Raw genomic sequence first — 22,859 nt, forward strand, 5'->3', positions numbered from 1 at the left:
TCGTGGCACGCAAGACACCACTCAAGCGTTATCGCAACATCGGTATCGTTGCCCACGTCGACGCTGGCAAGACGACGACTACCGAGCGTGTCCTGTTCTATACCGGCCTGTCCCACAAGGTGGGCGAGGTCCATGAAGGCGCTGCCGTCATGGACTGGATGGAGCAGGAGCAGGAGCGTGGCATCACGATCACCTCCGCGGCGACCACCTGCTTCTGGCAGGGCATGAGCAAGCAGTTCGACGAGCACCGCATCAACATCATCGATACGCCGGGGCACGTCGACTTCACGATTGAAGTCGAGCGTTCGCTTCGCGTTCTGGATGGCGCGGTCGTCGTGCTGTGCGGCTCTTCCGGCGTGCAGCCGCAGACCGAGACTGTCTGGCGCCAGGCCAACAAGTACGAAGTGCCACGCATGGTGTTCGTCAACAAGATGGACCGTGCCGGCGCCGACTACTACATGGTGCTGGACCAGCTGAAGGATCGCCTGGGCGCCAACGTCGTTCCGATCCAGATTAACTGGGGCGCGGAAGACGAGTTCAAGGGCGTGGTCGACCTCATCCAGATGAAAGCGATTCTCTGGGACGAGGACAACTTCGGCATGAACTACGAGTTGGTCGATATTCCGGCCGACCTGCAGGAGACTGCCGAGAAGTACCGCGAGCAGATGGTCGAGGCTGCTGCCGAAGCCAACGAAGAGCTGATGGATAAGTACCTCGAAGAGGGCGACCTGTCCATCGCGGATATCAAGGCCGGTCTGCGCGCGCGTACCCTGGCCAACGAGATCGTGCTCGTGACCTGCGGTTCCGCGTTCAAGAACAAGGGCGTTCAGGCCGTTCTGGACTGCGTCATCGAATACCTGCCGTCGCCGACCGAAGTCAAGGCGATCGAGGGCGAGCTCGATGACAAGGATGGCACCATCGCCACGCGTGAAGCGGATGACAGCGCGCCTTTCGCGGCGCTGGCATTCAAGATCGCCACCGACCCGTTCGTCGGGACGCTGACCTTCATGCGCGTCTATTCCGGTGTGCTGAAGTCCGGCGACAGCATCTTCAACTCCGTGAAATCGAAGAAAGAGCGTGTCGGCCGTATCGTCCAGATGCACGCCAACTCGCGCGAAGAGATCAAAGAGGTCTATGCCGGCGACATCGCTGCCTGTATCGGTCTCAAGGACGTCACGACCGGCGACACCCTGTGCGACCTGAACGACAAGATCGTTCTCGAGCGGATGGAGTTCCCGGAACCGGTCATCTCCGTCGCCGTCGAGCCGAAGTCCAAGCCCGACCAGGAGAAGATGGGCGTCGCCCTCGGCAAGCTGGCGCAGGAGGACCCCTCCTTCCGCGTTCAGACCGACGAGGAGACAGGCCAGACCATCATCTCGGGCATGGGCGAGTTGCACCTCGACATCATCGTCGACCGCATGCGTCGCGAGTTCAAGGTCGAGGCCAACATCGGCAAGCCGCAGGTTGCCTACCGTGAAACCATCCGCCAGTCGGTGGAGCAGGAAGGCAAGTTCGTCCGTCAGTCGGGCGGTCGCGGCCAGTACGGTCACGTCTGGTTGCGCATCGAGCCGCTGACGGCCGAAGACAAGGGCGAGGACGAGGAGATGTCCTTCAAGTTCGCGTCCGAGATCGTCGGCGGTGTCGTGCCCAAAGAGTACGTGCCGGCCGTCGAGAAAGGGGCTTACGAACAGCTCAAGAACGGCGTTATCGCGGGTTACCCGATGATCGACGTCAAGGTGACGCTGTTCGATGGCTCCTACCATGACGTGGACTCCAACGAGACTGCGTTCAAGGTCGCCTCGTCCATGGCGATCAAGGAAGGTGCTCGTAAGGCTAAGGCCGTGTTGCTCGAGCCGGTAATGAAGGTCGAAGTCGTGACTCCCGAGGATTTCATGGGTGATGTCATGGGCGATCTCAACCGCCGACGTGGCCTTGTGCAGGGCATGGATGACTCCTCTTCTGGCAAGGTCATTCGCGCCACGGTTCCGTTGGCTGAGATGTTCGGTTATGCAACCGATCTGCGTTCTCAGACCCAGGGACGCGCAAGCTACACCATGGAGTTTGCGAATTACGAAGAGGCGCCCTCCAGCGTCGTTGATGCCGTCATCAATCAGAACGGTTAACCGTTAGCTAACGTAAAGAGGTTATAGCAGTGGCTAAGGCAAAATTTGAACGCTCCAAACCGCACGTCAACGTCGGCACCATCGGTCACGTCGACCACGGTAAAACGACTCTGACGGCAGCTCTGACCCGTGTCTCCGCCGAAGTCTTCGGTGGCGAATGGCGTCAGTTCGACTCCATCGACAACGCTCCGGAAGAGCGCGAGCGCGGTATCACCATCGCGACCGCTCACGTCGAGTATCAGTCCGAAGTTCGCCATTACGCGCACGTCGACTGCCCGGGGCACGCCGACTACGTCAAGAACATGATCACCGGTGCTGCGCAGATGGACGGCGCCATCCTGGTCTGCTCTGCAGCCGACGGCCCGATGCCGCAGACTCGCGAGCACATCCTGCTGTCCCGCCAGGTTGGCGTTCCGTACATCGTCGTGTTCCTGAACAAGGCCGACATGGTCGATGACGAAGAGCTGCTCGAGCTGGTCGAGATGGAAGTTCGCGAACTCCTGAACGAGTACGACTTCCCGGGCGACGACACCCCGATCATCATCGGCTCCGCGCTGATGGCGCTGGAAGGCAAGGATGACAACGGCATGGGCACCACCGCCGTTGCCAACCTGATCAAGTCGCTGGACGAGTACATTCCGGAGCCGGAGCGTGCCATCGATCAGCCGTTCCTGATGCCGATCGAAGACGTGTTCTCCATCTCCGGTCGCGGTACGGTCGTTACCGGTCGTGTCGAGCGCGGTATCGTCAAGACTGGCGACGAAGTCGAAATCGTCGGTATCCACGACACCACCAAGACCACCGTTACCGGTGTCGAGATGTTCCGCAAGCTGCTCGACGAAGGTCGTGCTGGCGAGAACGTCGGTGCGCTGCTGCGTGGTACCAAGCGTGACGACGTCGAGCGTGGTCAGGTCCTGGCCAAGCCGGGCACCATTACGCCGCACACCAAGTTCGAAGCCGAAGTCTACGTCCTGTCCAAGGAAGAAGGCGGTCGCCACACCCCGTTCTTCAAGGGCTATCGTCCGCAGTTCTACTTCCGGACCACTGACGTGACCGGTACCTGTGAACTGCCGGAAGGCGTCGAGATGGTCATGCCGGGCGACAACGTCCAGATGGTCGTGACTCTGATCGCACCGATCGCCATGGAAGACGGCCTGCGCTTCGCTATCCGCGAAGGCGGTCGTACCGTCGGCGCTGGCGTGGTCGCCAAGATCATCGAGTAACACTTTCGGTGATTGCCAAGGAAGGGGCGCTGACGCGCCCCTTTTTCTATGTGGATTCGGTAGCCTTCGGTGGAGAGTGTGTTTGACTCTCGATCGGGGCTCTCCTATAATGCGCGTCCTTTGAACGCGTGGGTCGACGGCTCGCGCCGTCAGCATCCAGTGGAGCATAAGGTAAATGCAGAACCAGAAGATTCGCATTCGGCTGAAAGCGTTTGACCATCGGCTGATCGATCAGTCGGCTCAGGAAATCGTGGATACGGCCAAGCGCACTGGCGCCCAGGTCCGTGGTCCGATCCCGCTGCCGACGAATCGCGAGCGTTACACCATCCTGATCTCTCCGCACGTCAACAAGGATGCGCGTGATCAGTATGAGATTCGCACACACAAGCGCGTTCTCGATATCGTCGAGCCGACGGAAAAGACCGTCGACGCGCTGATGAAGCTCGATCTCGCCGCCGGCGTTGACGTGCAGATTAAACTCGACTGAAACCAACACTAGACACTAGCGGACGCTGAGTTCGACAGCATCCGCCGCGTCGTGAGACGCCACACAATGTGCTAGTGGAATGCTCTGGAAAGGGCAGCCATAGCGGGTGATAGCCCCGTACACTAAAGGAGACTGAACATGACTATCGGTTTGGTCGGTAAGAAGGCGGGCATGACCCGTGTCTTCACCGAAGATGGCGCATCCGTGCCCGTAACCGTTATCGAGGTTGAGCCCAACCGCATCACGAGCGTCAAGACCGTAGAGTCCGACGGCTACCGTGCGGTGCAGGTTACAACTGGCTCCCGCAAAGCCAAGCACCTCTCCAAGGCGATTGCTGGTCAATACGCCAAGGCGGGTGTCGAGGCAGGCCGTTCCCTGATGGAGTTCCGTCTCTCCGAAGACGATGAGACTCCCGAGCTGGGCGGTTCCTTCACCGTATCCCTCTTTGAAGCTGGTCAGAAGGTCGATGTGACCGGTACGTCCAAGGGCAAGGGCTTCCAGGGCGCTGTCAAGCGCTGGAACTTCCGTACCCAGGACAACACCCACGGTAACTCGCTGTCCCACCGTGCGCCGGGCTCCATCGGTCAGTGCCAGACCCCAGGCCGCGTTTTCAAAGGCAAGAAGATGGCTGGTCAGCTGGGCAACGAGCGCGTCACCGTCCAGACCCTGGAAGTGGTACGTATCGATGCCGAGCGTAATCTTCTGTTGATCAAGGGCGCCGTGCCCGGTGCACCCGGCAGCGATGTCGTCGTGCGCAGTGCCGTGAAAGCTCGCTGAGGGGACTGAGACCGATGAATCTGAATCTCGTAGGTGCCGCAGGCACCGTCGAAGTGTCCGAAGAGACCTTTGGCAAAGACTTCAACGAAGCGTTGGTGCACCAGGTCGTTACCGCCTATCTGGCGGCAGGCCGCCAGGGTACCCGTGCTCAGAAAAACCGTTCCGACGTTCGTGGCGGCGGCAAGAAGCCGTGGCGTCAGAAAGGCACCGGCCGCGCGCGCGCCGGCACCATCCGCTCGCCGCTGTGGCGCAGTGGTGGTGTCACCTTCGCCGCTCGCCCGCAGGATTACACGCAGAAGGTCAACCGCAAGATGTACCGTGCGGCGATGCGTTCGATCCTGTCCGAGCTGGTTCGCCAGGAGCGTCTGGTGCTGGTCGAAGAGTTTGCCGTTGAAGCGCCCCGTACCAAGGAATTGGTCGGCAAGCTCAACGAGCTGAAGCTCGAGAAAGTGCTGATCGTCACCGAAGAGATCGACGAGAAGCTCTATCTGGCCGCGCGCAACATCCCCAACGTCGATGTGGTCGATGCTGCGGCAGCCGATCCGGTCAGCCTGATCGCCTTCGACAAGGTGCTGATGACCGTCTCCGCTCTGCGTAAATTCGAGGAGAAGCTGGGATGAACCAGGAACGCGTATACAAGGTTCTGCTCGGACCTCACATGACCGAGAAGGCCGCGCTCGCCGCCGAGAACAATCAGTACGTGTTCAAGGTGGCCCAGGACGCGACCAAGCCCGAGATCAAGAAGGCCGTCGAAGCGCTGTTCGGCAAGAAAGTCGCCGGTGTTTCCGTGCTCAACGTCAAGGGCAAGACCAAACGCACTCGCTTCGGCACTGGTCTGCGCAAGGGTTACCGCAAGGCGTACGTGACCCTGGCTGCGGGCGAGACGCTCGAAGACTTCTCTGGCGCCGAGTAAGGCAGGAGTACGGATCATGGCAGTAGTCAAGACAAAACCCACTTCCGCCGGTCGTCGTCACGTCGTCAAGGTCGTCAACGACGAGCTCTACAAGGGTCGCGCCTACGGTGCGCTTGTCGAGAAGCAGTCGAAGTCGGGTGGTCGTAACAACAATGGCCGCATCACCACGCGTCACGTGGGCGGCGGTCATCGTCAGCACTATCGTTTGATCGATTTCAAGCGCACGAAGGATGGCATCAAGGCCGCCGTCGAGCGTATCGAATACGATCCGAACCGTAGCGCCAACATCGCGCTGCTGAAGTACATGGATGGCGAGCGCCGCTACATCATCGCGCCCAAGGCCCTCAAGGCCGGCGACGTGGTGGAGTCCGGTGTCAACGCCGCCATCAAGCGCGGCAACGCGCTGCCGCTGCGCAACATCCCGGTCGGCTCCACGGTGCACTGCATCGAACTGAAGCCGGGCAAGGGTGCGCAGATCGCGCGTAGTGCCGGTGCCAGCGCTCAGCTGGTGGCTCGTGAAGGCAACTACGCAACCTTGCGTCTGCGCTCCGGCGAGATGCGTCGCGTGCTGTCCGAGTGCCGCGCTACCTTGGGTGAAGTCGGTAACTCAGAGCACAGCCTGCGTCAATTGGGCAAGGCCGGTGCGAAACGTTGGAGAGGGGTGCGCCCGACTGTTCGCGGTGTCGCAATGAACCCGGTGGACCATCCGCACGGTGGCGGTGAAGGCCGCACCAGTGGCGGTCGTCATCCGGTCAGCCCGTGGGGGATTCCCACCAAGGGCCACAAGACCCGCAAGAACAAGCGTACCGACAAGCTCATCGTTCGTCGCCGCAAGTCCAAGTAACAGACATTAAGAGGTAACGGCTGTGCCACGTTCACTGAAGAAAGGTCCTTTTATCGACCTTCATCTGTTGAAGAAGGTCGACGTCGCAACGGAAAAGAACGATCGCAAACCGATCAAGACCTGGTCGCGTCGTTCGATGATCCTGCCCAACATGGTCGGGCTCACCATTGCGGTACATAACGGTCGCCAGCATGTCCCGGTGCATGTTTCCGAGGAGATGGTCGGCCACAAGTTGGGCGAGTTCGCCGCTACCCGCACCTATCGCGGTCATGCAGCGGACAAGAAAGCCAAACGCTGAGCCAAGAGGATTAAGAGATGGAAGTCGCTGCTAAGTTGCGTGGCGCGAGCTTATCCGCCCAGAAGGCCCGTTTGGTGGCTGACCAGGTGCGCGGTAAGCCGGTCGCCGAAGCGCTCGACGTGCTGACCTTCTCGCCGAAGAAGGCCGCGAAGTTGGTCAAGAAGGTGCTGCAGTCCGCGATTGCCAATGCGGAAGAAAATAACGGCATGGACATCGACGAGCTGCGTGTCTCGACCATCTGTGTCGATGAGGGCATGACGCTCAAGCGCATTCAACCGCGCGCCAAAGGCCGTGCGGATCGCATTCTGAAGCGCACCTGCCACATCACCGTCAAGGTAGCCGAGAAGTAGGAGTCGACCAGATGGGTCAGAAAGTCAATCCAGTCGGTATCCGACTGGGCATCGTCAAGGATCACACCTCGGTCTGGTATGCCGAGCGCGGTGCCTATGCCGACAAGCTGAACAACGATCTGGAAGTGCGTCGCTATCTCGAGGAGCGTCTCAAGAACGCTTCCGTCAGCCGCATTACCATCGAGCGTCCGGCCAACAACGCCCGGATCACCATTCACACTGCCCGCCCGGGTATCGTGATTGGCAAGAAGGGCGAGGACGTCGATCGTCTGCGCCAGGATGTCACCCGCATGATGGGTGTGCCTGTGCACGTCAACATCGAAGAAGTCCGCAAGCCGGAACTGGATGCCGCCCTGGTCGCGCAGAACATCGCCGGTCAGCTCGAGCGTCGCGTGATGTTCCGCCGCGCCATGAAGCGCTCCGTCCAGAACGCGATGCGTCTGGGTGCAGGCGGCATCAAGGTGCAGCTCTCCGGTCGTCTCGGTGGTGCCGAAATCGCACGTACCGAGTGGTATCGCGAAGGCCGCGTGCCGCTTCATACACTGCGTGCCGATATCGATTACGCCACCTATGAAGCCCACACCACCTACGGCGTCATCGGCGTCAAGGTCTGGGTCTTCAAGGGCGAAATCCTCGGGGGCATCGAAGAGGTGCGTGCCAAGCAGAAGCAGCAAGCTCAGGCGCCCGCATCGAAGAAGAAAGGTTCCAGGTAAGGGGAGACTGATCGATGTTGCAACCCAAGCGTACAAAGTTCCGCAAGGTGCAGAAAGGTCGTAACCGCGGCCTGGCACATCGCGGCAGCAAGGTGAGCTTCGGGGACTTCGGTCTCAAGGCCACCGATCGCGGTCGTATCACCGCACGTCAGATCGAAGCGGGTCGTCGTGCAATCACCCGTCACGTCAAGCGTGGTGGCAAGATCTGGATCCGCGTATTCCCGGACAAGCCGATTACCAACAAGCCCCTCGAGGTTCGTATGGGTAAAGGTAAGGGTTCCGTCGAGTACTGGGTGGCCCAGATTCAGCCGGGCAAGGTGCTCTACGAAATCGAGGGTGTTTCCGAAGAGCTGGCGCGTGAAGCCTTCTCTCTGGCGGCCCAGAAAATGCCCATCTCCACCACCTTTGTGAAACGGACGGTGATGTGATGAAAGCCAACGAAATGCGTGAAAAGTCAGTCGATGCGCTGCAGGAGCAGCTGTTCGAACTGCTCCGCGAGCAGTTCAACCTGCGCATGCAGAAGGCCACCGGCCAGCTGAGCCAGACGCACCTGCTCAAGCAGGTTCGTCGCGACATCGCTCGCGTCAAGACTGTGCTCAACCAGAAGGCAGGTGACCAATAATGGCTGAAGCAAGCAAAGCTCGGACGCTCACCGGCAAGGTCGTGAGCGACAAGATGGAAAAGTCGATTGTCGTATTGATCGAGCGCCGCGAGCGTCATCCGATCTACGGCAAGTACATGAAGCGCTCCACCAAGCTGCACGCCCACGACGAGACGAACCAGGCCAAGTTCGGCGACACGGTTTCCATTCAGGAATGCCGTCCGCTGTCCAAGAAGAAGGCCTGGACGTTGGTCGAGGTGGTCGAGCAGGCCAAGGGCTGAGCCCGACAGGCGCCTTCTGAACCAGTGCAGTCAGATTAGGTTTGGAGAAAACCAATGATTCAGACGCAGACAATGCTGGATGTCGCCGACAACAGCGGCGCGCGCCGGGTGCAGTGCATCAAGGTGCTGGGCGGTTCACACCGTCGTTACGCCCGCGTTGGCGACATCATCAAAGTGACGGTCAAGGAAGCCATCCCGCGGGGCAAGGTCAAGAAAGGCCAGGTCCTCAAGGCGGTGGTTGTGCGTACGCGCAGCGGTGTCCGTCGTAACGACGGTTCGCTGATCCGCTTCGACGGAAATGCGGCGGTTCTGTTGAATAACACCAACGAACAGCCGATCGGCACCCGTATCTTCGGACCGGTAACTCGTGAACTTCGTAACGAGAAGTTCATGAAGATCATTTCCTTGGCGCCCGAAGTGCTGTAAGGAGCGAGGCGGATATGCACAAGATCAAACGTGACGACGAAGTCATCGTCATCGCCGGCAAGGATAAGGGCAAGCGTGGCACGATCAAGCGCGTCCTCGAGAACGACCGTTACGTCGTTTCGGGCGTCAACATGATCAAGCGCCACACCAAGCCCAATCCTATGGTTGGCAACCCGGGGGGTATCGTCGAGCGTGAGGCTCCGATCCATGCGTCCAACGTGGCCATCTTCAATGCGGAGACCGGCAAGGCGGATCGCGTCGGCTTCCAGCTGCAGGAAGACGGTACCAAGGTACGTATCTACAAGTCGACGCAAAAGCAGATCGACGCCTAACGCGAGTCGGGTAGCAAAATGGCGAACTTGAAAGAACGTTATCAGAACGAGGTCATGGCTCAGCTCAAAGAGCAGTTCAGCTATGCCAACGTTATGCAGGTGCCCCGGATCACCAAAGTGACCCTGAACATGGGCATCGGCGAAGCGACCAGCGACAAGAAGCTGATCGACAATGCTGTCGGCGACCTGGAGAAGCTCTCCGGTCAGAAGCCGGTAGTGACCAAGGCGCGCAAGTCCATCGCTGGCTTCAAAGTCCGCGAAGGCTGGCCGATTGGCGTCAAGGTGACGCTGCGCCGCGAACGGATGTGGGACTTTCTGGACCGGCTGGTCAACATCGCGATTCCTCGCGTACGTGACTTCCGCGGCCTGAACCCGAAATCCTTCGACGGGCGTGGCAACTACTCCATGGGCGTACGGGAGCAGATCATCTTTCCGGAGATCGAATATGATAAGATCGACCGGATTCGTGGTCTGGATGTCACCATTACGACCAGCGCCATCACCGACGAAGAAGGTCGTGCGCTGCTCAGCGCGCTGAACTTCCCGTTCAAGCAATAAGGGTGGATTCATGGCAAAGAAAAGCATGATTGAGCGTGAGCTCAAGCGCGCAAAGCTGGTCGACAAATACGCCGCCAAGCGTGCCGCGCTCAAGACCGTCATCTATGACGTCAACGCTTCTGACGAAGAGCGCTTCGACGCTCAGCTGAAGCTGCAACAGTTGCCGCGGGACTCCAGTCAGGTCCGTCAGCGCAACCGCTGCCGCGTTACCGGCCGTCCGCACGGTTACTACAACAAGTTCGGACTGGCCCGTAACAAGCTGCGCGAAGCTGCCATGCGTGGCGATGTCCCTGGACTGAAGAAGTCCAGCTGGTAAGCCACGTCGAGGAATTCAGGAGCGCAATGTAATGAGCATGCAAGATACTCTGGCGGATATGTTTACCCGTATCCGCAATGCGCAGATGGCCACCAAGGAGACGGTTACCATGCCGTCTTCCAAGCTCAAGGTTGAAGTGGCCCGCGTACTCAAGCAGGAAGGCTACATCACCGACGCAACGGTCTCCGAGGGCACCAAGCCCGAGCTGACCGTGACCCTCAAGTATTTCGAGGGCAAGCCGGTCATCGAGCACCTCCAGCGTATGTCCAAGCCGTCACTGCGGATCTACAAGGGCAAGAGTGAACTGCCCAAGGTCGCGGACGGTCTGGGTGTGGCGATCGTCACCACCTCTCAAGGTGTCATGACCGATCGTGCCGCACGCCAGGCGGGTGTCGGTGGTGAAGTCATCTGCACCGTATTCTAGGAGTGAGTAATGTCTCGCGTAGCCAAGTATCCGGTTAAACTGCCCAGCGGCGTCGACGTGAAGTTCGACGGCGACCAGCTGTCCGTCAAGGGCGGCCAGGGCACGCTTGAACTGACCGTGCATCCCGACGTGAAGATCACTCAGGAAGATGGTCAGCTGGTTTTCGCCCCGAGCGAACAGGCGAAGTCCTGGGCCATGGTCGGCACCACGCGTGCCCTGGTCCAGAACATGGTCACCGGCGCTTCCGAGGGTTTCACTCGGTCGCTGGAAATCAATGGCGTCGGCTATCGTGCCCAGGCTAGTGGCAAGACGCTGAACTTAACACTCGGTTTCTCACACCCGATCGACTACACGCTGCCCGAAGGTGTCACGGCGGAAACGCCGAAGAACACCGTGATCGTGCTGAAAAGCGCGGACAAGCAGAAACTCGGTCAGGTGGCTGCGGAAATTCGCGCTTTCCGTCCGCCGGAGCCCTACAAGGGCAAAGGCGTTCGTTACAGCGACGAACGTGTCCGCCGCAAAGAAGCCAAGAAGAAGTAAGGCAGGGTTATGAACGCGAAGAAAGAATCTCGTCTCCGTCGTGCCCGCCGCGCCCGTGCCAAGATCCGCGATCTGGGTGTGAACCGCTTGTGCGTCAACCGCACCCCGCGTCACATCTACGCGCAGATCATCTCACCGGACGGCGGCAAGGTCCTTGCCAGCGCTTCCACGCTGGACAAGAGCCTGCGCGAAGGTGCCACGGGCAACGCTGACGCGGCTGCCAAGGTGGGTGCTCTGATTGCCGAGCGCGCCAAGGATGCCGGCATCTCTCAGGTTGCCTTCGACCGCGCAGGGTTCCAGTACCACGGGCGTGTCAAGGCGTTGGCTGATGCCGCACGCGAAGGCGGTCTGCAATTCTAAAGGGTTTAACGATGGCGAATAACGAACAGAAGGGCGGAGACCTGCAAGAGAAGTTGGTGCAGGTCAACCGCGTCGCCAAGGTGGTCAAAGGTGGCCGTATCTTCGGTTTCACCGCGCTGACCGTCGTTGGCGATGGCAACGGCCGGGTTGGCTTCGGTCGCGGCAAGGCACGTGAAGTGCCGGTCGCGATCCAGAAAGCCATGGACCAGGCACGCCGTAATATGGTCAAGGTCAGTCTCAGCGGCAGCACGCTGCAGTACCCGGTTCGCGCCCGTCACGGCGCGTCCAAGGTGTTCATGCAGCCCGCTTCCGAGGGTACCGGCATCATCGCCGGCGGTGCCATGCGCTCCGTCCTCGAGCTGGCCGGTGTGCATGACGTTCTGGCCAAGTGCTACGGTTCCACCAACCCGGTGAACGTGGTTCGTGCCACCATCAAGGGGCTCGAATCCATGCAATCTCCGGAAGACATCGCCGCCAAGCGTGGCCTGTCTGTCGAAGAGCTGGCGGGGTAAGTGACCATGGCACAGACGATCAAAATCACCCAGACCCGCAGCACCATCGGTGTCCTGCAGAAGCACAAGGCGACGATGACCGGTCTCGGTCTGCGTCGCATTGGGCACTCGGTCGAGCTGGAAGACACCCCCGCCGTTCGCGGCATGATCAACAAGGTTAACTACCTTGTTCGAGTCGAGGGAGAGTAATCCATGAAACTCAATAGCTTAAGCCCGGCGCCGGGTTCCAAGCACGCTGAGAAGCGTCTTGGCCGCGGTATCGGCTCTGGCCTGGGCAAGACCGGTGGCCGCGGCCACAAGGGTCTGAAGTCCCGTTCCGGCGGTTCGGTCAAACCGGGTTTCGAGGGCGGCCAGATGCCCTTGCAGCGCCGCTTGCCGAAGTTCGGTTTCACCTCGGCCAAGTCGCTGGTGTCCGAAGAAGTCCGCCTGGCCGAACTGGCCAAGGTCGAGGGCGACGTCGCCGATCTCGCCAGCCTGAAGAAGGCCAACGTGCTCAAGAATGCTACCGAGTACGCCAAGGTCGTTCTGTCCGGCGAGTTGAGCAAGGCGGTTACCGTGCGTGGCCTCAAGGTCACCAAAGGTGCACGCGCTGCGATCGAAGCGGCCGGTGGCAAGGTAGAGGACTAAATGGCTAAGTCAGGAAACATGCCGGCGAACATGGGTAGCGGTCTCAGCGAGCTGTGGGCGCGCCTGCGTTTCGTCTTCATCGCGATCGTGGTGTACCGCATCGGTGCCCACATCCCCGTCCCCGGCATCGATCCTGACCAGCTGGCTGCCCTGTTTCGGGAGAACCAGGGCACCATCCTGGGCATGTTCAACATGTTTTCGGGGGGTGCGCTGCAGCGCATGAGTATCTTCGCGCTGGGGATCATGCCGTACATCTCCGCGTCGATCATCATGCAGCTTCTGACCGCGGTATCGCCTCAGCTCGAAGCGCTGAAGAAAGAGGGCGAAGCCGGCCGCCGCAAGATCAACCAGTACACCCGCTACGGCACGGTGTTGCTGGCCCTGATCCAGGCGACCGGGATGTCAGTTGGTCTGGTCAGTCAGGGCGTTGCTTATTCGGGCGACATCAGCTTCTACTTCACGGCCATCGTGACGTTCGTGGCCGGTGCGGTATTCCTGATGTGGCTGGGCGAGCAGATCACCGAGAAGGGGATCGGCAACGGTATCTCGTTGATCATCTTCTCCGGCATCGTGGCTGGCCTGCCCAGCGCGATCGGTCAGTCGTTCGAGTTGGCTCGCAACGACGGTGCGTGGAACGTGTTGCCGCTGCTGGCGCTCTCGATTCTGGGCATCGCCACGGTGGCCTTCGTGGTGTTCATCGAGCGCGGGCAGCGCCGTATCACGGTGAACTATCCGCGGCGTCAGGTCGGCAACAAGATGTATGCGGGGCAGAGCAGTTACCTGCCGCTGAAGGTCAACATGGCGGGCGTGATTCCGCCGATCTTCGCGTCGAGTATCCTGCTGTTCCCGGGTTCCATCGGTCAGTGGCTGGGCCAGGGCGACGGGTTCGAGTGGCTGCAGGTGGCATCACAGCAGCTCGCCCCGGGTGCGCCGTTGTACATCATCCTGTTTGCCGCGGCAGTGCTGTTCTTCTGCTTCTTCTACACGGCGTTGGTGTTCAACCCGAAGGATGTCGCCGACAACCTGAAGAAGTCAGGGGCTTTCCTGCCGGGGATCCGTCCAGGAGAGCAGACGGCTCGCTACGTGGACAAGGTGATGACGCGCCTGACGCTGTTCGGGGCGCTCTACATCACGCTGGTCTCGTTGATGCCGCAGTTCCTGGTGGTGGCCTGGCAGGTGCCGTTCTACTTCGGCGGGACGTCGCTGCTGATCGTGGTCGTGGTAATCATGGACTTCATGGCCCAGGTTCAATCGCATCTGATGTCTCATCAGTATGAGTCGGTGATGAAGAAATCGAACCTGAAAGGCTACGGTAGCGGTGGTCTGACGCGCTGAGCCTCCGCCAGAGAGCATTTGGAGAGAACGATGAAAGTTCGAGCTTCTGTAAAGAAAATGTGCCGTAACTGCAAGATCATTCGGCGCAACGGTGCGGTTCGCGTGATTTGTACCGAGCCGCGTCACAAGCAGCGCCAGGGCTGATTTGACCCTGACGCTGTGAGTAAAAAGCGGGCCGTGGCATATCCCTTGCCTTGAGAGAGGTTAAGGGGTATGCTATTGCGCCCTTTGTGGACGACTAAACGAGCAAGCCGCTCAACATTCGGAGTAAGCTGATGGCCCGTATTGCAGGCGTCAATATCCCGGACAACAAGCATGCGGCGATCTCGCTGACCTACATCTACGGGATTGGCCGCACGCGTGCACAGAGTATCTGTGTCGCTGCCGGCATCGCACCGACCGCCAAGGTTCAGGAACTGTCAGGCGAAGAGCTCGACACCCTGCGTACCGAAGTGGGTAAGTACACCGTAGAAGGCGACCTTCGCCGTGATGTGACGCTGAATATCAAGCGTCTCATGGACTTGGGTTGCTACCGTGGTCTGCGCCATCGTCGTGGTCTACCGCTGCGTGGTCAGCGTACCAAGACCAATGCGCGTACCCGTAAGGGACCGCGTAAACCGATTCGTAAGTAATTAACGTTCCGGCGTTTAAGATCAGGATACATCAACATGGCTAACCCGCGTAGTAACCGTAAAAAGGTTAAAAAGCAGGTCGTGGATGCGGTCGCACACATCCATGCCTCTTTTAACAATACGATCGTGACGATCACAGACCGCCAGGGCAATGCGCTTTCTTGGGCAACTGCCGGTGGTTCGGGTTTTCGTGGTTCTCGCAAGAGCACCCCGTTCGCAGCTCAAGTGGCGAGTGAACGTGCAGCGACTGCTGCAGCCGAGTATGGTGTGAAAAACGTCGACGTGCTGGTCAAGGGCCCCGGTCCTGGCCGTGAGTCTGCCGTGCGCGCATTGAATGCCGCCGGCTTCCGTGTACAGAGCATCACTGACGCGACGCCGATTCCGCATAACGGATGCCGTCCGCCGAAGAAACGCCGCGTTTAAGGAGACAGACTCATGGCTCGTTATCTAGGTCCCAAGTGTAAACTGTCTCGTCGTGAGGGTACCGACCTCTTTCTCAAGAGCGGTGTCACTCCCTTCGAGAAGAAGTGCAAATCCGAGCAGATCCCGGGTGTGCACGGCCAGCGCCGTCAGCGTCTTTCCGACTACGGCTTGCAGCTTCGCGAGAAGCAGAAAGTGCGTCGTATCTACGGCGTACTCGAAAACCAGTTCCGCAACTACTACAAGGAAGCCGCTCGCCTGAAAGGCGCGACCGGCGAAGTCTTGCTGCAGTTGCTGGAATGCCGACTGGACAACGTGGTTTACCGCATGGGCTTCGGCTCCACGCGTAACGAATCACGTCAGTTGGTCAGCCACAAGGCGATTTCGGTCAACGGCCGTACCGTCAACGTGGCGTCCTATCAGGTGCGCCCCGGCGACGTCGTTTCTGTTCGTGAGAAGGCCAAGAACCAGGCCCGTATCCAGCAGGCCCTGTCCATCGCTGCCAACCGCGGCGACGTGACCTGGATCGACATCGACTCGAAGAAGATGGAAGGCACTTTCAAGGCTGTCCCGGAACGCGGCGACCTGTCTGCCGACATCAACGAAAACCTGATCGTCGAGCTGTACTCCAAGTAAGGCTTGGAGCCGGGCCGCTCAGGCGGCCCGGTTCCCGCCTGGAGTACCGATATTCGTTTGGCAGCCTGGGAAGGTGTTCATATGCAGCGTTCAGTGACAGAGTTTCTCCGTCCCCGCGACATCAAGGTCGAAGAGGTCAGTGCACATCACGCCAAGATCGTGCTGGAACCCTTCGAACGTGGTTTCGGCCATACCCTGGGGAATGCGCTGCGTCGCATCCTGCTCTCTTCGATGCCCGGCTGTGCCGTGGTCGAAGCGGAAATCGAAGGCGTGTTGCACGAATACAGCGCCATCGAGGGTGTTCAGGAAGACGTCATCGAGATTCTGCTGAATCTCAAGGACGTGGCCATCAAGATGCATGGTCGCGACGAAGCCGTCCTCACCTTGAACAAGCAGGGCCCCGGTGTCATGACCGCAGGCGATATTGCTGTCGGCCATGACGTCGAGATCGTCAATCCGGATCACGTGATTGCCCACCTCAACGATGGCAGCGAGCTGAAAATGCAGCTGAAGATCGTTCGAGGTCGCGGTTACGAGCCCGCCGATGCGCGTCTCTCCGACGAGGACGAATCCCGTGCCATCGGTCGTCTGCAGCTGGATGCGACGTTCAGCCCCGTTCGCCGCGTGTCCTATGCGGTCGAAGCGGCTCGTGTCGAACAGCGCACCGATCTCGATAAGCTGGTCATCGATCTCGAAACCGACGGCACTCTGGACCCGGAAGAAGCGATTCGCCGCAGTGCGACCATTCTTCAGGAACAGCTGGCCGCCTTCGTCGATCTCGAAGCCGACAGAGAGCAGGAAATCGAAGAGGAAGAAGATCAGATCGATCCGATTCTTCTGCGCCCCGTGGATGATCTCGAACTCACGGTTCGCAGCGCCAACTGCCTGAAGGCCGAGAATATTTACTACATTGGCGATTTGATTCAGCGCACAGAAGTCGAGCTGCTCAAGACGCCGAACCTTGGCAAGAAGTCCTTGAACGAGATCAAGGATGTGCTGGCTTCGCGCGGTCTTTCGCTCGGTATGCGGTTGGAAAACTGGCCGCCGGCGAGCTTGAAAGACGACAAGGCCTCCGCCTGACGACGATATGTGCAGACGCCCAGGTGTCTGCCTTCGTGTCAGCGTCGAATCCAGTGTGCCGACTCGAATCACCAGTTTGGTAAGGAATAGCAATCATGCGTCATCGTAAGAGTGGTCGTCATCTGAATCGGACCAGCTCGCATCGGCACGCCATGTTCAAGAACATGTGCATCTCGCTGGTCGAGCATGAAGTGATCAAGACTACCCTGCCCAAAGCCAAGGAGCTGCGTCGTCATATCGAGCCGCTGATCACCCTGGCCAAGCAGGATAGCGTGGCAAACCGCCGTCTGGCGTTCAGCCGCACCCGCTCCAAGGAAGCCGTCGGCAAGCTCTTCAACGAGCTTGGCCCGCGTTACGTCAATCGCCCGGGCGGTTATGTCCGCGTGCTGAAGTGCGGCTACCGCACTGGCGACAACGCACCGATGGCCTACATCGAGCTGGTCGATCGTCCGGTCGTTGAAGAAGCCGCTGGCGACGAATAAGTCCCACGCTTCTTGCACGATAAAAACCGGCTGCCCANNTGGGCAGCCGGTTTTCTTTTGGGACAAAGATCAGGTTCTAGGGCTTCAATGGCGCGGGAGAGCGCTGGGTTCGGGATCTTGCGCCTCGAGCTGTTGGAGCCGCTGCTGTTGCTGTTCCACCACGCTCAGCAGCGCATCAAGGGCATCGGAAGCGGGATGGCCGGGCCAGGCCATCCAAACCGTGGGCGCAGGGCGCCCTCAGGTGTCGTGAGCGCTGTCGATTGGCTGCTCGGACTCTCCAGGTCGGTCGAAGGGGCCGCAAGAGCCACTCCGCGATGGGGCTTGATTCCGATTCTGGTTCGCCACGGGCTGCTAGCACAATCTCCATGGATCATTGGAGCAGAGCCGCCATAGGGCGCCTGCGAACGCGCCATATGGCCGGACTCAGGCGCGCTTGGCCTTGCGCGCCTTGGGGGCGGGCAGCAACGGCGCCAGGAAATTGCCGGTGTGGGAGTGTTCGAGCCCCGCCACCTGTTCCGGCGTGCCCTCCGCGATGATGCGCCCACCGCCGGAGCCACCTTCCGGGCCCAGATCGATGATCCAGTCGGCAGTCTTGATCACATCGAGGTTATGCTCGATCACCACCACCGTGTTGCCGTGGTCACGTAGCCGATGCAGCACGCCGAGCAACTGCCGGATATCCTCGAAGTGCAGCCCGGTGGTGGGCTCGTCGAGAATGTAGAGCGTCTGGCCGGTGTCACGCTTGGCCAGCTCGCGAGCCAGCTTGACGCGCTGCGCCTCGCCGCCGGAGAGGGTGGTGGCGCTCTGGCCCAGTCGGACGTAGGAGAGTCCCACGTCCATCAGCGTCTGCAGGCGCCGGGCGATCGCTGGCACCGGGCTGAAGAATTCCAGCGCTTCTTCGATGGTCATCTCGAGCACTTCGTGAATGCTCTTGCCCTTGTAGTGGATCTCCAGCGTCTCGCGGTTGTAGCGCTTGCCCTTGCAGACGTCGCAGGGAACGTAGATATCCGGCAGGAAGTGCATCTCCACCTTGATCATGCCCTCGCCCTGGCACGCCTCGCAGCGCCCGCCCTTGACGTTGAAGCTGAAACGTCCCGGCTTGTAGCCGCGGGCCCGCGCCTCCTGGGTGCCCGAGAAGAGCTCGCGGATGGGGGTGAAGATACCGGTGTAAGTGGCAGGGTTGGAGCGTGGTGTGCGGCCGATCGGGCTCTGGTCGATGTCGATGATCTTGTCGAGCTGATCGAGACCCTCGATGCTGCGATAGGGCGCTGCCGTCAGTGTGGTGGCGCGATTGAGTTCACGTGCCGCGATCGGCATCAGGGTCGAGTTGATCAAGGTCGATTTACCGGAGCCGGAGACGCCGGTGACGCAGACGAACAGCCCCAGCGGCAATGTCAGGTCAACATCCTGCAGGTTGTTGCCGGTGGCGCCACGCAGATGAAGCTGCTTGTCCGGGTTGACCGGGATGCGGTACGGCGGCACCTCGATACAGCGTTTCCCGGAGAGATACTGGCCGGTCAACGACTCTGGCGCCGTCTCGATGTCGTGGGGCGTTCCCTGGGCCACGATGGTGCCACCATGCACGCCGGCGCCAGGGCCGATATCGAGCACGTGGTCGGCAGCGCGAATGGCGTCTTCGTCATGCTCGACCACGATCACCGTATTGCCCAGATCGCGCAGGCGTATCAACGTGCGCAGCAGACGATCGTTGTCGCGCTGATGAAGGCCGATCGAGGGCTCGTCGAGGATGTACATCACCCCGACCAGGCCGGCACCGATCTGGCTGGCCAGGCGAATGCGCTGGGCTTCGCCGCCGGAGAGCGTGTCCGCGCTGCGCTCCAGGGTCAGGTAGTCGAGCCCGACGTTGACCAGGAATTCGAGTCGTGCGTGGATTTCGTGGACGATCTTGACCGCGATTTCGCCCTTCCTCCCGGGAAGCGTCAACTGGCGGAAATAGTTCCAGGCTTCGCCCACCGGCATCCGGGTCAGCGTCGGAAGATTGTTGCCGTCGATGAACACATGGCGCGCCTCGCGCTTGAGGCGGGTCCCGTCGCAGGTGGGGCAGGGCCGCACCGCCAGGTACTTGGCCAGATCGTCGCGAACCATCGACGACTCGGTCTCACGATAGCGACGCTCCAGGTTGGGCAGCACGCCCTCGAAGGGGTGCTCGCGGGTCACCTTGCGGCCGCGGTCGTTGACGTAGCTGAAGGCGATGTCGTCCTTGCCGCTGCCATTGAGTACGAGATCGCGCTCATGTCGGGCGAGCTCGTTCCACGGCGTATCGAGCGTGAACCGATAATGCTCGGCGACTGCCTGCAGCTGGCTGAAGTAGTAGATGCTACGGCGATCCCAGCCTTTGATCGCGCCCTCGGCCAGCGACAGCTCCGGATGACTGATCAGCTTGTCCGGATCGAAGAACTGACGCACGCCCAGGCCGTCGCAGGTCGGGCAGGCACCGGCCGGGTTGTTGAACGAAAACAGCCGGGGTTCCAGTTCGCTAAGCGAGTAGCCGCAGATCGGGCAGGCGAAGCGTGACGAAAACGCCAGGTCATCCTGTTCGCCATCCATGAAGTGGATGATGGCGGTGCCATCGGCCAGATTGAGTGCGGTCTCGAAGGACTCGGCCAGGCGTTGCTGCAGGTCCGGGCGAACCTTGATGCGATCGACCACCACGCTGATGTCGTGCTTGCGCTTCTTGTCGAGCGCAGGCATATCATCGAGTTCGACGGTATGGCCGTCGATCACGGCACGCACGAAGCCCTGGGCGCGCAGCTCGCTGATCAACTGGAGGTGCTCGCCCTTGCGGCCCTTGACCACCGGCGCCAGCAGCATCAGCCGGCTGCCCTCGGGCAGCGCCAGCACCTGATCGACCATCTGCGAGACGGTCTGCGCTTCCAGTTCCTCGTCGTGATCCGGGCATCGCGGCGTGCCGGCGCGAGCGAACAACAGCCGCAGATAGTCGTAGATCTCGGTGATGGTGCCGACGGTGGAGCGCGGATTGTGCGAGGTCGATTTCTGCTCGATCGAGATCGCTGGCGAGAGTCCCTCGATATGGTCGACGTCGGGTTTTTCCATCATCGACAGGAACTGTCGGGCGTAGGTCGAGAGGGATTCGACATAACGTCGCTGTCCCTCGGCGTAGAGCGTGTCGAACGCGAGTGAAGACTTGCCCGAACCGGAGAGCCCGGTTACCACGATCAACTTGTCGCGCGGCAGTTCGACATCAATGTTCTTCAGGTTATGGGTCCGTGCGCCCCTGACCAGAATGCTGTCCATGACTACCTCGTGCTGCGACGCGGGAAACGACCATTATAGGTCGCGGATCAAAGGCCCGGCAAAGCCGGCTGCTTTCACTGGAGAAGGGCGAGCGGTAAAATGCATCGCTCATCCCGAATCATCCTCGGCTCGCGCCGAGTTCACCCAACGTTGCGACCTCCATGACTTCTCGTTTTCTCGTTACCGAACGACGTGCCATCGTCGGGCTGGCCAGTCTGTACGCCTCGCGAATGCTGGGGCTATTCATGGTCCTGCCGGTGCTGGCGCTGTATGCCGATCATCTCGACGGCGCCACTCCCTTGCTTGTCGGCATGGCGCTGGGCGGCTACGGCCTGACCCAGGCCATTCTTCAAATTCCCTTCGGCCTGCTCTCCGACCGAATCGGTCGCAAGGCGGTCATCGCCGGGGGCCTGCTGCTGTTCATCATCGGCAGTATCGTCGCCGCCAGTGCCACGTCCATCACCGGCATCATCATCGGGCGCTGCCTGCAGGGGAGCGGCGCCGTCGCCGGCGCCATCATGGCCCTGCTGGCGGATCAGACCCGCGAGGAGATCCGCACCGCCGCGATGGCGACCATCGGGCTCTCCATTGGCGTCGCGTTCGCCATCGCCATGGTGGTGGGGCCCCTGATCGCGGATGTCGGCGGGCTCGCCGGCGTGTTCTGGTTCACCGCGGCGCTCTCCGCCTGCGGCCTGCTGATCCTGTGGAAACTGGTGCCGCGAGCACCGAAGCGAATGCCCCATCGAGATGTCGGCATCGATCGCCGTCAATTGCGCGCCACGCTGGGCCAGGGCGACCTGCTCCGGCTCGATTTCTCGATCTTCGCCCTCCACCTGATTCTGACGGCGTGCTTCACGGCGCTGCCGTTTCGGCTCGAGGCCCTGGGATTTGCCCCGGCAGATCATGGTTGGGTCTATCTGCCGGTGATGGCACTGGCCTTCGTCGGCATGATTCCGCTGGTCATCGTGGCCGAGAAGTATCGCAAGATGAAGCCGGTCTTCGTCGGCGCCGTCGCGGCGATGACATTGATTCTGCTCGGCTTCGGCGAGCTGGCGAATGATCGCGTCGCCCTGCTGATCCTACTTTGGGGCTTTTTCGTCGTCTTCAATCTACTGGAGGCGACGCTGCCGTCGATGATCAGCAAACTGGCACCGGCCGGGTCCAAGGGCACCGCCATGGGCGTCTACTCCACCAGTCAGTTCTTCGGCGCCTTTCTCGGGGGTACGCTGGGCGGTGCCCTGTCCCAGGGCTTTGGCGTCCAGAGTGTCTTCCTGGGCACGGCGGTGGTCGGGGCGATCTGGCTGGCGGTGGTCTGGAAGATGCCGGCGCCCCGCCATCTCTCCAGCGAGATCATCGCACTCGACGAGCAATCCATGGGCATGCTCGATACACTACTCGAGCGTTTCGTCGCGGTGACCGGGGTCGAGGACGCCGTGGTCGTACCCGAAGAACAAGTCGCCTATCTCAAGGTCGACCGGCAGCGCCTGGATGTGGAGGCGCTGGCCCGTATCGCAGGCAACCAATGGCAACGAACCGACGCATGATAGCGTCGCAACGCAGGAATGCGAGGAGACAACGATGGCCCGAGGTGTAAATAAAGTCATCCTGATCGGCAACCTGGGACAGGATCCGGAAGTGCGCTTCCTGCCCTCGGGGAATCCGGTGTGCAACCTGCGCATCGCGACTACCGATAGCTGGACCGATCGCCAGAGCGGCCAGCGCCAGGAACGTACGGAATGGCACAGTGTGGTGCTGTTCAACAAGCTGGCGGAGATCGCCCAGCAGTACGTCAAGAAAGGTTCGCGGATCTATATCGAGGGCCGCCTGCAGACTCGCAAATGGCAGGGCCAGGACGGTCAGGATCGCTACTCGACCGAAATCGTCGGCAATGACATGCAGATGCTGGACTCTCGTGGCGGCGGCCAGGGCGGCGGGGATTACGCCCAGCCCCAGGGGCAGTATGGCGGTGCGCCGCAGAATGGCGGCTACGACCAGCCGCCGCAGCAGGGCGGTTACGGTGGCAATCCGCAACAGCCGCAGCAGCGCCCGCCTCAAGGCCAGCGCCCACCGCAGCAGGGCCAGCCGGCCCCGCAACCGAACCAGAATCCGAACTACGGTGCGCCGAACCCCGGTAGCTTCGACGACTTCGACGACGAGATTCCGTTCTAGGACTCAGATACCCGCGTCCAACGGCTCGTCCTTACGGGCATCGAGTCAGTGAACCCCCGGCGTGCCGCACCGGCCGTCATCAGAGCGCCCCGCCTCGCGGGGCGCTTGCGTTACGGGCGTGGAC

The 22,859-nt window shown here is 60.7% G+C and carries 33 protein-coding genes; 32 read left to right on the plus strand and 1 reads right to left on the minus strand.

What is annotated here, in order from left to right; all coding sequences use genetic code 11:
• Positions 1-2: 2 nt before the first annotated feature.
• From fusA to rplQ, 30 genes are all read left to right on the plus strand, one after another.
• Positions 3-2,123, plus strand: coding sequence for an elongation factor G (gene fusA, locus DOM56_RS18505; protein WP_110710470.1), 2,121 nt, complete (start codon positions 3-5; stop codon positions 2,121-2,123).
• 29 nt (positions 2,124-2,152) lie between these two features.
• Positions 2,153-3,346, plus strand: a complete 1,194-nt coding sequence (gene tuf, locus DOM56_RS18510; RefSeq protein WP_110603301.1) for an elongation factor Tu — start codon at positions 2,153-2,155, stop codon at positions 3,344-3,346.
• Between the two features lie 175 nt (positions 3,347-3,521).
• Positions 3,522-3,833 carry a 30S ribosomal protein S10 gene (gene rpsJ, locus DOM56_RS18515; RefSeq protein ID WP_035470365.1) on the plus strand — a complete coding sequence of 104 codons (312 nt, stop codon included), beginning with the start codon at positions 3,522-3,524 and terminating at the stop codon, positions 3,831-3,833.
• A 138-nt stretch (positions 3,834-3,971) separates the two neighbouring features.
• The gene (rplC, locus tag DOM56_RS18520) at positions 3,972-4,610 is read left to right on the plus strand and encodes a 50S ribosomal protein L3 (protein ID WP_110603303.1); all 639 of its coding nucleotides are present in this window, start codon (positions 3,972-3,974) and stop codon (positions 4,608-4,610) included.
• Positions 4,611-4,624: 14 nt separating this feature from the next.
• Entirely contained in the window at positions 4,625-5,230 is a 606-nt protein-coding gene (gene rplD / locus DOM56_RS18525) for a 50S ribosomal protein L4 (protein WP_110710471.1), read from the plus strand.
• A complete protein-coding gene (gene rplW, locus DOM56_RS18530; RefSeq protein WP_110603307.1) occupies positions 5,227-5,523 on the plus strand; it encodes a 50S ribosomal protein L23 in 297 nt (98 codons plus the stop codon). Before rplD ends, rplW begins: the two co-directional genes overlap by 4 nt.
• A gap of 16 nt (positions 5,524-5,539) precedes the next feature.
• The gene (gene rplB, locus DOM56_RS18535) at positions 5,540-6,367 is read left to right on the plus strand and encodes a 50S ribosomal protein L2 (protein WP_110603309.1); all 828 of its coding nucleotides are present in this window, start codon (positions 5,540-5,542) and stop codon (positions 6,365-6,367) included.
• 22 nt (positions 6,368-6,389) lie between these two features.
• Positions 6,390-6,665, plus strand: coding sequence for a 30S ribosomal protein S19 (gene rpsS / locus DOM56_RS18540; RefSeq protein ID WP_075563680.1), 276 nt, complete (start codon positions 6,390-6,392; stop codon positions 6,663-6,665).
• Positions 6,666-6,682: 17 nt separating this feature from the next.
• Positions 6,683-7,015: a 50S ribosomal protein L22 gene (gene rplV / locus DOM56_RS18545; protein WP_035470378.1), complete on the plus strand. Its 333-nt coding sequence runs from the start codon at positions 6,683-6,685 to the stop codon at positions 7,013-7,015.
• A gap of 11 nt (positions 7,016-7,026) precedes the next feature.
• Complete coding sequence (gene rpsC, locus DOM56_RS18550) at positions 7,027-7,728, plus strand: 30S ribosomal protein S3 (protein ID WP_110603311.1); 702 nt, start codon at positions 7,027-7,029, stop codon at positions 7,726-7,728.
• A 14-nt stretch (positions 7,729-7,742) separates the two neighbouring features.
• Positions 7,743-8,156, plus strand: coding sequence for a 50S ribosomal protein L16 (gene rplP, locus DOM56_RS18555; RefSeq protein WP_035470382.1), 414 nt, complete (start codon positions 7,743-7,745; stop codon positions 8,154-8,156).
• Positions 8,156-8,350 (plus strand): 50S ribosomal protein L29, encoded by a 195-nt coding sequence (gene rpmC, locus DOM56_RS18560; RefSeq protein ID WP_071230713.1) that lies wholly within the window; start codon positions 8,156-8,158, stop codon positions 8,348-8,350. The genes rplP and rpmC overlap by 1 nt, the downstream gene beginning before the upstream one ends.
• On the plus strand, positions 8,350-8,610 hold the full coding sequence (rpsQ, locus tag DOM56_RS18565) for a 30S ribosomal protein S17 (protein WP_110603312.1): 261 nt from the start codon (positions 8,350-8,352) through the stop codon (positions 8,608-8,610). The genes rpmC and rpsQ overlap by 1 nt, the downstream gene beginning before the upstream one ends.
• A gap of 54 nt (positions 8,611-8,664) precedes the next feature.
• A complete protein-coding gene (rplN, locus tag DOM56_RS18570; RefSeq protein WP_075571386.1) occupies positions 8,665-9,036 on the plus strand; it encodes a 50S ribosomal protein L14 in 372 nt (123 codons plus the stop codon).
• Between the two features lie 14 nt (positions 9,037-9,050).
• On the plus strand, positions 9,051-9,368 hold the full coding sequence (rplX, locus tag DOM56_RS18575; protein WP_075563676.1) for a 50S ribosomal protein L24: 318 nt from the start codon (positions 9,051-9,053) through the stop codon (positions 9,366-9,368).
• A gap of 18 nt (positions 9,369-9,386) precedes the next feature.
• On the plus strand, positions 9,387-9,926 hold the full coding sequence (gene rplE, locus DOM56_RS18580) for a 50S ribosomal protein L5 (protein ID WP_110603314.1): 540 nt from the start codon (positions 9,387-9,389) through the stop codon (positions 9,924-9,926).
• A 10-nt stretch (positions 9,927-9,936) separates the two neighbouring features.
• The gene (gene rpsN / locus DOM56_RS18585; protein WP_110603316.1) at positions 9,937-10,242 is read left to right on the plus strand and encodes a 30S ribosomal protein S14; all 306 of its coding nucleotides are present in this window, start codon (positions 9,937-9,939) and stop codon (positions 10,240-10,242) included.
• Between the two features lie 31 nt (positions 10,243-10,273).
• A complete protein-coding gene (gene rpsH / locus DOM56_RS18590; RefSeq protein WP_110603318.1) occupies positions 10,274-10,666 on the plus strand; it encodes a 30S ribosomal protein S8 in 393 nt (130 codons plus the stop codon).
• Between the two features lie 9 nt (positions 10,667-10,675).
• On the plus strand, positions 10,676-11,206 hold the full coding sequence (gene rplF / locus DOM56_RS18595) for a 50S ribosomal protein L6 (RefSeq protein WP_110603320.1): 531 nt from the start codon (positions 10,676-10,678) through the stop codon (positions 11,204-11,206).
• Between the two features lie 9 nt (positions 11,207-11,215).
• On the plus strand, positions 11,216-11,566 hold the full coding sequence (gene rplR, locus DOM56_RS18600) for a 50S ribosomal protein L18 (RefSeq protein ID WP_110603321.1): 351 nt from the start codon (positions 11,216-11,218) through the stop codon (positions 11,564-11,566).
• Between the two features lie 11 nt (positions 11,567-11,577).
• The gene (gene rpsE, locus DOM56_RS18605) at positions 11,578-12,078 is read left to right on the plus strand and encodes a 30S ribosomal protein S5 (RefSeq protein ID WP_071230722.1); all 501 of its coding nucleotides are present in this window, start codon (positions 11,578-11,580) and stop codon (positions 12,076-12,078) included.
• Between the two features lie 6 nt (positions 12,079-12,084).
• Positions 12,085-12,267 (plus strand): 50S ribosomal protein L30, encoded by a 183-nt coding sequence (gene rpmD / locus DOM56_RS18610; RefSeq protein ID WP_110603433.1) that lies wholly within the window; start codon positions 12,085-12,087, stop codon positions 12,265-12,267.
• 3 nt (positions 12,268-12,270) lie between these two features.
• A complete protein-coding gene (gene rplO, locus DOM56_RS18615) occupies positions 12,271-12,705 on the plus strand; it encodes a 50S ribosomal protein L15 (RefSeq protein WP_110603323.1) in 435 nt (144 codons plus the stop codon).
• Positions 12,706-14,040 carry a preprotein translocase subunit SecY gene (gene secY / locus DOM56_RS18620; protein ID WP_110710472.1) on the plus strand — a complete coding sequence of 445 codons (1,335 nt, stop codon included), beginning with the start codon at positions 12,706-12,708 and terminating at the stop codon, positions 14,038-14,040. It begins immediately after the preceding gene.
• 30 nt (positions 14,041-14,070) lie between these two features.
• Positions 14,071-14,184 carry a 50S ribosomal protein L36 gene (gene rpmJ / locus DOM56_RS18625; protein WP_031384759.1) on the plus strand — a complete coding sequence of 38 codons (114 nt, stop codon included), beginning with the start codon at positions 14,071-14,073 and terminating at the stop codon, positions 14,182-14,184.
• A gap of 131 nt (positions 14,185-14,315) precedes the next feature.
• Positions 14,316-14,672, plus strand: coding sequence for a 30S ribosomal protein S13 (gene rpsM / locus DOM56_RS18630; protein ID WP_110603326.1), 357 nt, complete (start codon positions 14,316-14,318; stop codon positions 14,670-14,672).
• 36 nt (positions 14,673-14,708) lie between these two features.
• On the plus strand, positions 14,709-15,095 hold the full coding sequence (gene rpsK, locus DOM56_RS18635) for a 30S ribosomal protein S11 (RefSeq protein WP_009723883.1): 387 nt from the start codon (positions 14,709-14,711) through the stop codon (positions 15,093-15,095).
• 12 nt (positions 15,096-15,107) lie between these two features.
• Positions 15,108-15,728, plus strand: a complete 621-nt coding sequence (rpsD, locus tag DOM56_RS18640) for a 30S ribosomal protein S4 (RefSeq protein WP_110603327.1) — start codon at positions 15,108-15,110, stop codon at positions 15,726-15,728.
• 81 nt (positions 15,729-15,809) lie between these two features.
• Positions 15,810-16,808: a DNA-directed RNA polymerase subunit alpha gene (rpoA, locus tag DOM56_RS18645; protein ID WP_110603329.1), complete on the plus strand. Its 999-nt coding sequence runs from the start codon at positions 15,810-15,812 to the stop codon at positions 16,806-16,808.
• A 95-nt stretch (positions 16,809-16,903) separates the two neighbouring features.
• Complete coding sequence (gene rplQ, locus DOM56_RS18650) at positions 16,904-17,290, plus strand: 50S ribosomal protein L17 (RefSeq protein ID WP_071230729.1); 387 nt, start codon at positions 16,904-16,906, stop codon at positions 17,288-17,290.
• Between the two features lie 423 nt (positions 17,291-17,713).
• On the opposite strand, the gene uvrA is transcribed toward rplQ, so the two are convergent.
• A complete protein-coding gene (gene uvrA, locus DOM56_RS18655; RefSeq protein WP_110710473.1) occupies positions 17,714-20,566 on the minus strand; it encodes an excinuclease ABC subunit UvrA in 2,853 nt (950 codons plus the stop codon).
• A 161-nt stretch (positions 20,567-20,727) separates the two neighbouring features.
• Here uvrA and DOM56_RS18660 point away from each other — a divergent pair, with 161 nt between their 5' ends.
• Positions 20,728-22,110, plus strand: a complete 1,383-nt coding sequence (locus DOM56_RS18660; RefSeq protein WP_110603332.1) for an MFS transporter — start codon at positions 20,728-20,730, stop codon at positions 22,108-22,110.
• Positions 22,111-22,144: 34 nt separating this feature from the next.
• Positions 22,145-22,735 (plus strand): single-stranded DNA-binding protein, encoded by a 591-nt coding sequence (gene ssb, locus DOM56_RS18665; RefSeq protein ID WP_110710474.1) that lies wholly within the window; start codon positions 22,145-22,147, stop codon positions 22,733-22,735.
• Positions 22,736-22,859: the final 124 nt, after the last annotated feature.

The organism is Salinicola sp. CR57, from assembly GCF_003206585.1.
Taxonomy (GTDB): Bacteria; Pseudomonadota; Gammaproteobacteria; order Pseudomonadales; family Halomonadaceae; genus Salinicola; species Salinicola lusitanus.